Source organism: Paraglaciecola arctica BSs20135 (assembly GCF_000314995.1).
Lineage (GTDB): Bacteria > Pseudomonadota > Gammaproteobacteria > Enterobacterales > Alteromonadaceae > Paraglaciecola > Paraglaciecola arctica.
The window spans coordinates 67815-78745 of sequence record NZ_BAEO01000002.1 but is presented as its reverse complement, the minus strand read 5'-3'; the positions used below and the strand labels follow the sequence as shown (position 1 = coordinate 78745).

The window sequence follows — 10931 nt, the reverse complement described above, 5'->3', positions numbered from 1 at the left end:
GTTGGATAACTCCGTGTTATTAGACAAACACAGTCAATTTCATTTACAGGCGGTGCCAAAGGAACTCTGGGGCCAGGCTAGTTTGCAAAAACTATTGATCACAACACCACAAGACAAACATGAACTCCTATTACAAACAGAATTATTACCCCATCAAATTAATATGGTGGGGTTAACCGCCGCTGGTTTAGTTTTATTTAAATTAACTTGGTCGAATGAAGTTGGGCTAAAGTTAAATACCAACGTATTGGCAAAAGGGATTGAGGCTCAAGTTATGCTGGCTTATTACCAATTAGCCAATTGGCCTATCAAAGATATTCAGTTAGGTCTAAAGGATTTACATATCGCCCTTTCACCTGAAGATAAACAAAAACGAAATTTTTTTCGTGGTAACGAACTAATATTCAGCGTATTGCACACCGCACAGCATAGCCTTATGACTCATTATGTTGACCACTATCAAATAGAAATTGAAACCTTACAGCAGAGTAAAATTGAGTATTAATACCAATCCCTAGAATGTAATCCCCAAAGACTAGATCCATTGGCATAACTTAAACTAGCTAATGTAGTATTTTTAACTGACGTAATTTATTATAGTGTTAATCCTCTGGATCGCAGTTAGGTTATCTATAACTGAGGCAAACAGTGAATAGAAGCACCTAGGTTTATAGGGAAAATAACTGACAGGCTTACACTTGTCTTGGTATAAAAACATTAGAAATTCGGAGAATAATTAATGAATAAAGTATTAATAGCCTGCGTTACAAGTTGTATTTTTCTCGCATCACCCGCGATTGCAAGGGACGATAGACTCAAGTTTTCTATCCCTGAGCTACTGAAGACTGACAAAGCAAAATCGGCATTACATGATGTACCTTTATATTTTGCCGACCAGTCTTACCCTAAGCCACAAAGCAAACAGGCTGGAATTACCACCAACAAAAAAACCAGTGGTTTTGCTAAGTCTGATCAAGAAGCTTGTGAATGGGCCTTTTTATCGGCAATAAAAGCCTTACAAGAACGAGCCCAAAGAGACGGTATGAATGCCGTAGTTAATATTACATCTAACTACAAAAATATTGGTTTTTCCAGTAAGACAGAATTTGAATGTGGAGCAGGGAACATAATGGCGGGTGTGGCACTTAAGGCTGATATTGTTAAACTGCCTTAAGATTTACACAAAATAAAGTGCTTTTATAAAGAAGCACTTTATTTTTATATTTCAAAAAATACAAGTTTGCTTCATATACATTTATCGCTACTTTAACTGCGCCAAAAAGTAGGTGAAAATAGTACTAACAATGAAAATACCTCTAGCCGACCAAATAACATTGCTAATATTAGCAGCCATTTACCACTATCAGACACTTCCGCGTAAGTCGCAGCCACTTCTCCTAGGCCAGGGCCTAAGTTATTAAGAGTTGCAGCAGTAGCGCTAAAAGCTGTCACATCGTCCATCCCTGTAGCTATTAAGCCAACCATAATAATAACAAAGATCATCGCATAGGCTGAAAAGAATCCCCACACAGCTTCGACGACTCTATCCGGCAACGCCCGTTCGCCTAATTTTACTGAATAAATAGCTTTAGGGTGTATTAAACGGTCGACTTCGCGTTTGCCTTGCAAATACAGTAATAACACTCGAATAACCTTTAGACCGCCTCCTGTAGAGCCTGCACAGCCACCTATAAAGCTTGAAAAAATGAGCATAATAGGCAAAAACACTGGCCAATTAGAGAATTCTGTCGTGGTAAAGCCAGCTGTTGTACTGATAGAAACAGACTGAATCAAGGCTTGGTCAAATGCTATCCCAGCATCTGTGAACCAATTAAATTGAATTAACACACTAAAACAAATCAAAACCAAACTAATTTGAATGATAAAAAATGTTTTTAGCTCAGGATCATGAAAATATCCTTTTAAAGAACGTCCACTCGCTGCCGCATAATGCAGTGCAAAATTCAATGCCGCAATCCATAAAAATATGACACAAACTACATTCACTCCGACACTGTTAAAGTGACCTAAACTGGCATCATAGTTACTAAATCCACCGATAGCTATGGTCGAAAAGGCATGACAAATGGCATCAAACCAATTCATGCCCACTACCCAAAATGCTGTGGCACAAACTATGGTTAGAGAGAAATAGATGTACCATAGGTGCTTCGCTGTATCCGCTATTCTTGGTGTCATCTTAGAATCTTTCACTGGGCCTGGCGTTTCTGCCCGATATAACTGCATCCCACCTACTCCTAATATAGGTAAGATTGCCACAGCGAGAACAATGATCCCCATCCCTCCCAACCACTGTATTTGCTGGCGATAATACTGAATGGCCTTAGGCAAATAATCGATACCTTCAATAACGGTTGCCCCCGTTGTAGTCAGACCAGAGAAGGACTCAAAAAAAGCGTCTGTAGTAGACATTTGTGGCTGTTCTAACAATAAAAATGGCAAGGCACCAAAACTCGCCAAAACTGTCCAAAAAAGCACTACAATTAAGAACCCTTCCTTGGCCCTTAAATCATTTCTAAAACTTCTATTGGGATACCAAATGGCTAAACCGGTAATTAAACATAAAATAAATGCCAATAAAAATGGCAGACCACTGCCATCTTCATAAATGATGGACACAATTGCTGGGGGGATCATGGTGACACTGAATAAAGCAACAAGAAGTCCTAAAATTCGAATAATAGTACGATATTGCATGGCTCAGTTTTCACCCAAAAAATATCTGCCACATAATACAATTAGCAAATTTGGTGAGAATAAACTTAATTTTAGGTAAATCATTGGATCAACTATTTTTCTTGTCATTATTGTTTGCTAAACACCGAACCTAAAGTCAAATTCATGGCAAATTAATAAAGTAGACATAAGTAATTATGTTCACATATTTCACTTAACAAGATAACAGAAAGATCGTTGCCATCGAAAATATTTCGTCAAAAACGACTAACAATTTCTATTTGTATAGAACAAAGATAAACAACTATGTTTGCAAGCACTCACACACTTAAATTTATTACCATTATTGAATTGAATTTTCATTTGACAAGGCTAGAGTATAGGCAAATCAAGGCTTATAATTTTTTGTATCAATTTGCTCTAAATGTAACTTAAAATAATTTAAAATTGTTCTGTTCTAGCGCTCAATATCTGTGTATCTTCTATCTTGGTTTTAATTAGGCATTGGCTACATTTAAAATCTTATCCACAGAACAGTTGTCATTACATACTTCTTTGTTAAATTGATACATTATCTATAAGCATATGTTTAGTAAGAGATTTTTATTTTTTCTCTACAATTATATAAATCGCCAAATAAATAATCTAATACCTTATCTACATACTTATCCACAGATTTGTCTCTGAGTTAATGATAAAATCATTCACTTATGACATTCTTTTAAATTTACAATCTTCTAAAATAAATACATGGACACCTATTATGGCATCTGAAGCAGAAACTCTCACTAACCCTCTCATATTAGTAGATGGTTCATCTTATCTATTCAGAGCTTACCACGTGCCTTATTTGCAAGCGTTATCCACTTCTTATGGACAACCAACAGGTGCAATTACTGGTGTGTTAAACATGATAAAGAGCCTTCAGAAAGATTACCCAAGCGGAAATATTGTGGTGGTGTTTGATGCTAAAGGGAAAACCTTTCGAAACGACATGTATTCTGAATACAAAGCTAATCGCCCGCCGATGCCAGACGACCTAAGAACACAAATTGCACCCTTGCATGAAATTATCGAGGCAATGGGTCTACCTTTATTAGTTATTGAAGGTGTCGAAGCAGATGATGTGATTGGTACGCTCGCTAATCAGGCATCTAAGCTCGGAATGGAAACAGTCATTTCGACCGGTGACAAAGATATGGCACAACTTGTTACGCCCCATGTTCGTTTAATCAATACCATGACCAATGTCGAAATGGACGAAGCCGGTGTTGAAGAAAAATTTGCGGTAAGACCAGACCAAATTATCGACTATTTAGCCCTGATGGGTGACAAGGTCGACAATATTCCAGGTGTTGATAAATGTGGCCCTAAAACTGCTGCCAAGTGGCTAGCTGAACATGGCACACTTAAACAAGTGATGGCCAACGCTGACAGTGTAAAAGGGAAAGTTGGAGAACATTTACGTAATGCACTTAGTCACCTCCCGCTATCTTACGAATTGGCCACGATAAGATTAGACGTGGATTTGCCTCAAAAGGTGCAAGACATCAAAGCAACTGAAGTCAATTTTGAAAAATTAATTGCTTTAAGTACCCAGTTCGAATTAAAGCGTTTATTGACTGAAACCCAACAAAAATCACAACAAACTTCGACTCCCAAGCTCACTGAACCCAAAGCGTTAGACGAGCAAACGCCAGATACTAGCCATTATCATACAATCCTAACTCAAACAGACTTTGATATTTGGTTAGAAAAACTCAAAGCTGCCGACTTATTTGCATTCGACACTGAAACCACCAGCCTAAATTATATGGATGCTGAATTGGTAGGCGTATCATTTTCTGTTTCCGAAGGTGAAGCTGCATACGTGCCTGTTGCCCATGATTATTTGGATGCTCCCGAACAACTTGACCGCGCCCAGGTATTGGCCTCGCTTAAGCCTTTATTAGAAAACCCTGAAATCAAAAAAGTGGGACAACATCTTAAATACGATAAAAACGTATTGGCCAATTACGATATCAATCTACAAGGCATAGCGTTTGATACTATGCTGGAATCTTATGTATTGAATAGTGTTGCCACCCGCCATGATATGGATAGTTTGGCTGAAACCTATCTAGGTAAAACCACAATTCACTTTGAAGATATTGCCGGTAAAGGCGCCAAACAAATTACATTTAATCAAATCCCTTTAGATAAAGCCGCACCTTATGCAGCAGAAGATGCAGACATAACTTTAAGTTTGCACAACGTCCTTTGGCAAAAACTAAATGCAGAAAAGGACTTAGCAAATGTTTTTAAGGAGATAGAACTACCTTTATCCCCAGTTTTAGCAAAAATGGAACAATTCGGTGTACTTATAGATAGCCAAAAACTTGCTCAACAAAGCCAAGATTTAGCAGTACGCATTTTAGAGTTAGAAAAAGAAGTACATGAACTCGCTGGTGAAGAGTTTAATTTGGGCTCACCTAAACAATTGCAGGAAATTCTTTATAAAAAGATGGATTTGCCCGTTCTGAAAAAAACGCCTAAAGGAGCACCATCTACAGCTGAAGAAGTTTTGCAAGAATTGGCCATCAATTACCCACTGCCAAAATTGCTGATGGAGTATCGTGGTTTAAGTAAGTTAAAGAATACTTACACAGATAAATTACCAAAAATGATAAATGCTCGTACTGGCAGAGTACACACCTCCTATCATCAAGCGATTGCAGCAACAGGCCGATTGTCTTCAACCGATCCTAATCTACAGAATATCCCCATTAGAACAGAAGAAGGACGCCGAGTTAGGCAGGCATTTATCGCTAGACCGGGTTATAAGATTGTCGCTGCCGATTATTCACAAATTGAATTGCGGATTATGGCGCATTTATCAAGGGATAAGGGGTTGTTAAACGCTTTCGCAACTGGACAAGATATTCATACAGCCACGGCTTCAGAAGTATTTGATACCCCACTCGAAGAGGTAAGTATTGAACAACGCAGAAATGCGAAAGCAATCAACTTTGGACTAATCTACGGTATGTCAGCTTTTGGATTATCCAAACAACTGAATATCTCTCGTCATGATGCACAGAAATATATGGATCTATATTTTGAACGTTACCCATTAGTATTAAAATATATGGAAGACACAAGACAAATAGCCAAAGAAAATGGTTATGTTTCAACGGTTTTTGGTAGACGCTTATATTTGCCTGAAATTAATGCCAGTAATGGCATGCGTAGAAAAGGGGCAGAACGCGCGGCTATTAATGCACCTATGCAAGGTACTGCAGCAGACATCATTAAAAAAGCCATGTTGGCAGTTGATAAGTGGATTGAAACTCTGCCTTTTGACGATGTACGCATGATCATGCAAGTCCATGACGAACTTGTTTTTGAAATTAGACAACAAAAGTTAACTGAATATCAAAATAAGATTATTTCGTTAATGGAACAAGCTGTGCAGCTTGATGTTCCACTTATTGTTGAGGCTGGGGTTGGGGAAAACTGGGATGAAGCTCATTAGGGTCAATTGAGCGATTAGATAACAACCTAAGCTTGGCTTTTTAATAGATTTCCGTTCGTAGCTTTTATGACCCTTGCTTAAGCCTCGGCAAATACTGATTTTCTATTTCAAAAAAAACATAAAGTTATTTTGAACTTTATGTTTTAACACCCCTCTTATGTACAGTTTATGTGTGTGTCTCTATGTGTTTTACCCCATTATTTAATGGGGTTTTTTTTGCCTAAAATTCAACATTATTAATAACAATCGTTATAAACAGCTAACGCAGCTTGGTTTATTGACCATTAATCAAGTTTAATTCAGAAAAGTGGGAACATTTTTTTAATACAGACGGTCTATGTAAATAGTTATTATGTGTGTTCTTATATTATTTGGCCCTACCTATTTGTGTAGGGCATTTTTTATCCGCTATTTAACTTTCCTTTCATAGCCATACCAACTATCTAATTTTTGTTCCAAATTTTCCAACCCAATGCCACTGAGAGAAGAAAACACATCAACAGTTACATCACCGCAAAACGCCAACGCGGCTTCTCGTACCATCATTAACTGATTTTTGCGATTGCTTGATTTCAATTTGTCAGCTTTAGTAAGAAGCGCAAGCACAGGTAAATCTGCTGCTACTGCCCAATGTATCAACTCTTGATCCAAATCTTTAAAGGGATGACGAATGTCCATTAATACCACTAGTCCTTTAATACTTTCCCTTTTTTGTAAATATTCACCTAAGGATCTTTGCCATTTCTTTTTTATAGCTATAGGTACTTTTGCATACCCATAGCCTGGCAGATCTATTAATCTACGATTTTCATCTAATTGAAATACATTGATTAATTGTGTTCGACCCGGTGTCTTACTGGTTCTTGCGAGCCCTTTCTGCCGAGTTAACTTGTTTAACGCACTCGATTTCCCCGCATTAGAACGACCAGCAAATGCAATTTCGATCCCTTCATCGGGCCCTAGGTGAGTAATATCAGGGGCACTGATACTAAACTTTGCTTGACTATAATGACTCACGTCTTCTCCTGAAAATACTGTAAAACTACTTTTATCATACTAATTCTGATCATTATATCAGGGAAAAGGGTAATCACTGTGTTCTTTAAAATGAGATAAAAATACAAGATATCTCATGAATTCATTTTACTAACGGCGTAAATGTGTAAAATACCCAATTAATATTTTAAGAATAGCCAGCTAATCAAATGCTTAATGAGATAAAGATGAAAAATATAGGTCTGCTAGTCTGTTTGTTTTTGGGTTTTAGTGCGAGTGCGGTAGCACAAGGTGATGCTGAAAATGGTAAGTCAATATCTGTTACCTGCGGCGCATGCCATGGAGTAGACGGGAATAGTGCAATAGCTATGAACCCTAAACTTGCCGGTCAACATGCTAATTATTTAGCTAAGCAGATGACAGAATTTAAACTGGCCAGCCAAACTGGCGGTAAAGAAGGCCGAAATAATGCTGTAATGAATGGCATGGCGGCTGCTTTATCAGAACAAGATATTCTCGACTTATCAGCCTATTTTTCCAGTCAAGAGGCCACACCAGGCGAAACAGCTGAAGATGCGGTAGAACTCGGTAATAAACTCTATATTGGCGGTGATCTAGATCGAGGTATTACCGCATGTATCGCTTGTCATGGGCCAAAAGGAAATGGAACTAGCTTATCTGGTTTTCCCGACATAAGCGGACAGCATTCAGATTATATAGCGTCTCAACTTAAAGCCTTCCGTTCTGGTGAACGAGCTAATTCTTTAAATGGCATGATGGCTGATATAGCTAAAAGAATGACAGATAAAGATATCGAAGTATTATCAAGCTACGTTTCTGGACTTCATTAATCTGCTATTTTCGCGACTAATCAGCAACAAAACTATTAGTCGCGTTTAAACTTTTCAGTAAAAGTTCACTTTTTTTATGTCTCAATTGTAAATAAGTTGTAAATTTTTATGATTCCTGTATTCTCTCGTGCAAATAAAAATAAAATGGAATTACAAGCACAGTGCTTGTCAAGGAAGTAGCAAGACAACAATAGTTGTTTTGCATTTTTAAGCCTTACGGGAATAACAAGGACGAAAAATAATGCATCAGGAAGATCTATAACAATAAAAAATCTTCGTTAAAATTAATAATAAGAGAAGATAAAAAGGATATAAGTTGTTTAGGATGAACAAATATTGGGAGAAGTGTCTGCTGACACTCTGATCTATGAAAAGGCGATAGTTTAACTATCGCTTTTTTTCTGTCAAAAATTCACTGTTTTAACACCTGTACTAAGGTAGAATCACGGCCATTATAAAGCCCTACACAGGTGATCTATGGCTAGGCAGAAAAAATCTCGTAAAGTTGGTAAAATTGGCGTAGCCAAAACACCTTCAAACGTGCGTAAACCCACTGAAAAACGGGTAAAAAAACATCTAGGAAAACCAGCTGGCAGTCGTAACAACGAGGCTCTAACAGACAATCAAGGCCCTAAAAAGGTCAATAAAGATCCAAGACACGGTAGTAAAAAACCTGTTAGCTTAATTGTAGAAACAAAAGAGCAAAAATCGGCATCGAAAAAAATTAAGTACTTTTCGCCGACGCAGGAACTTGCAGCTATCGAACAAGATCCTCGTTTAGCGACTCTGTTGGATAAAATTGGTCTAGGTAAAAAAATTACCAGAGAAGACCAGCAATATGTTGATCAAACATTAGCAAGACATAAAGTACTCTGCGATATGCTTGGATTAACGGATGAAGCTGAAAAGCCAAAAGAATCATCTGAGCAACAAAGCGATCTTTATTCGCAGTTTGAAGCTATAGATATTAATGATTTTAAAGATTAACTAGTAGTTTTAAAATATGAATTTGCTGTTGTTGTTTGTCGCTTTATTTATTATTGCTAGCCTTGGGTTTTATGCAGGTTCGCTACTATGTAGATTAAAGGCACAACAGCAAGTTCGCAATCAAAAAACCCAACAAAGAATAGCTAAGATTTCGCAGAGTATTCAAACTATTGCCAAAGCATTAGAACAACAACAATGTAATTTGTCAGAGGGTTGTATCAGGCTGTTTCATCTTTTAAAGGCTTTACCTATAAAAGATAAACCAGATTTTTCTCAGCAATTTACTGGGCTTTACTCACTCTACGAGCATGTCAAAGACCTTCCTACTCATGAAGCGAGAAAAGCACAAAACAAAAGAGATACCAAACTCCAAGACATACGAAGAGAAGAGTTAGAAGCCGAGTTTGCGTCACAAATACTTAATGATGTTGCGGTTTTAAAGACCTTTACTATTTAACCTGAGCTCTGGATAAGCCATACCATCCAGCACCGCTATTATTAAATGATATGCCAGACGCCTCTATAGCTAAATAAGTTTTAGCGTTTTTTGTAATCGATTGGATTTTTAAACGGTTACGAATTATTTTTGCATTAAGCGTTCTACGTCCTCATCAGTAAGGGTTGATATTTTTATGGGATCAAAATTAAAATATGCAGCTTCATAATTAGCTTGTTTCTTTAATATGGTTACCCAACTGAGTCCTGCTTGCTGACCATTGAGACAAAGTTTTGCAAACAGTTCTTGGCTGTCTGTAACCGCCCTCCCCCAAATATTATCGTGGTATTCTTGATAACACTTATCTGTACTTACCCAACTACAGCGTGTTTTTTCCAAATTGATCCCTACTTCTTGGTCTAATTGCTGTTTTAATCACCTTTAAGCCTACATAGAGTCAACGACAAAAGGTATACTTGCCGGCGTTTTTTTAAATTTAATAATACGATAAGCCCTAGTGTGGCAGAGGAAATGCAAGAGCATATGCAAAAGTTTGATTGTAAGACATTTCAGGGACTAATTTTAGCGCTTCAGGATTATTGGGCGCGTCAAGGTTGCGTTATTATTCAACCTCTAGATATGGAAGTAGGTGCAGGTACGTTTCATCCGATGACGTTCCTAAGGTCAATTGGCCCTGAGCCAATCAGTAGCGCTTATGTGCAGCCTTGTAGACGTCCTACAGATGGTCGCTACGGCGAAAACCCTAATCGTTTGCAGCAATACTATCAGTTTCAGGTGATGCTTAAGCCTTCGCCAGATAATATCCAAGAGTTGTATTTAGGCTCTTTAAAAGAACTTGGCTTTGACCCACTGGTTCATGATATTCGCTTTGTTGAAGATAACTGGGAATCCCCCACCCTAGGCGCCTGGGGTCTTGGTTGGGAAGTATGGTTGAATGGTATGGAAGTGACACAATTCACCTATTTTCAACAAGTGGGTGGTATTGAGTGCGCACCTGTTACCGGTGAAATAACCTATGGTCTTGAACGCCTAGCCATGTATATCCAAGGTGTAGACAGCATTTACGACTTAGTGTGGACCAATGGTCCTATGGGTACAGTCACCTATGGTGATGTATTTCACCAAAATGAAGTGGAACAATCTGCTTATAACTTTGAACACGCTGATGTAAACGCTTTATTTGCCACCTTTGACCAGTGCGAAAAAGACAGTGAGAAACTCATAGCAGCTAATTTACCCTTGCCTGCATACGAACAAGTAATGAAGGCTTCTCATGCATTCAACCTGTTAGATGCAAGACATGCTATTTCAGTAACAGAACGTCAACGTTATATTTTAAGAGTAAGAACCCTTTCTAAGGCCTGCGCAAAAGTGTATTACGAAGCGCGGGAAGCACTCGGCTTTCCAATGTGTAACAAGGAGAAGTAGC

9 protein-coding genes and 1 pseudogene are annotated in these 10931 nt (G+C 38.0%); 7 read left to right on the top strand and 3 right to left on the bottom strand.

The window, feature by feature from the left end; all coding sequences use genetic code 11:
* The first annotated feature begins 13 nt into the window (after positions 1 to 13).
* Together GARC_RS00410 and GARC_RS00405 are read left to right on the top strand one after the other, a co-directional pair.
* On the top strand, positions 14 to 505 hold the full coding sequence (locus GARC_RS00410) for a DUF3261 domain-containing protein (RefSeq protein WP_007615517.1): 492 nt from the start codon (positions 14 to 16) through the stop codon (positions 503 to 505).
* 234 nt (positions 506 to 739) lie between these two features.
* On the top strand, positions 740 to 1174 hold the full coding sequence (locus tag GARC_RS00405) for a hypothetical protein (protein ID WP_007615515.1): 435 nt from the start codon (positions 740 to 742) through the stop codon (positions 1172 to 1174).
* A gap of 92 nt (positions 1175 to 1266) precedes the next feature.
* Here the strand turns inward: GARC_RS00405 and GARC_RS00400 are convergent, their stop codons facing one another.
* The gene (locus GARC_RS00400; RefSeq protein WP_007615513.1) at positions 1267 to 2718 is read right to left on the bottom strand and encodes a TrkH family potassium uptake protein; all 1452 of its coding nucleotides are present in this window, start codon (positions 2716 to 2718) and stop codon (positions 1267 to 1269) included.
* 742 nt (positions 2719 to 3460) lie between these two features.
* On the opposite strand from GARC_RS00400, the gene polA reads away from it, so the two are divergent.
* On the top strand, positions 3461 to 6211 hold the full coding sequence (gene polA / locus GARC_RS00395; RefSeq protein ID WP_007615510.1) for a DNA polymerase I: 2751 nt from the start codon (positions 3461 to 3463) through the stop codon (positions 6209 to 6211).
* A 408-nt stretch (positions 6212 to 6619) separates the two neighbouring features.
* On the opposite strand, the gene yihA is transcribed toward polA, so the two are convergent.
* A complete protein-coding gene (gene yihA / locus GARC_RS00390) occupies positions 6620 to 7228 on the bottom strand; it encodes a ribosome biogenesis GTP-binding protein YihA/YsxC (RefSeq protein WP_007615508.1) in 609 nt (202 codons plus the stop codon).
* A 206-nt stretch (positions 7229 to 7434) separates the two neighbouring features.
* On the opposite strand from yihA, the gene GARC_RS00385 reads away from it, so the two are divergent.
* From GARC_RS00385 to GARC_RS00375, 3 genes are all read left to right on the top strand, one after another.
* On the top strand, positions 7435 to 8058 hold the full coding sequence (locus tag GARC_RS00385) for a c-type cytochrome (protein WP_007615506.1): 624 nt from the start codon (positions 7435 to 7437) through the stop codon (positions 8056 to 8058).
* Between the two features lie 477 nt (positions 8059 to 8535).
* Positions 8536 to 9045 (top strand): Der GTPase-activating protein YihI, encoded by a 510-nt coding sequence (yihI, locus tag GARC_RS00380; protein WP_007615495.1) that lies wholly within the window; start codon positions 8536 to 8538, stop codon positions 9043 to 9045.
* A gap of 16 nt (positions 9046 to 9061) precedes the next feature.
* Positions 9062 to 9502, top strand: coding sequence for a DUF2489 domain-containing protein (locus GARC_RS00375; RefSeq protein WP_007615493.1), 441 nt, complete (start codon positions 9062 to 9064; stop codon positions 9500 to 9502).
* A 40-nt stretch (positions 9503 to 9542) separates the two neighbouring features.
* Here the strand turns inward: GARC_RS00375 and GARC_RS00370 are convergent.
* Positions 9543 to 9880: pseudogene (locus GARC_RS00370) on the bottom strand (DNA-3-methyladenine glycosylase I); the annotation flags it as partial.
* Positions 9881 to 10024: 144 nt separating this feature from the next.
* Here GARC_RS00370 and glyQ point away from each other — a divergent pair.
* Positions 10025 to 10930 carry a glycine--tRNA ligase subunit alpha gene (gene glyQ, locus GARC_RS00365; protein ID WP_007615491.1) on the top strand — a complete coding sequence of 302 codons (906 nt, stop codon included), beginning with the start codon at positions 10025 to 10027 and terminating at the stop codon, positions 10928 to 10930.
* Position 10931: the final 1 nt, after the last annotated feature.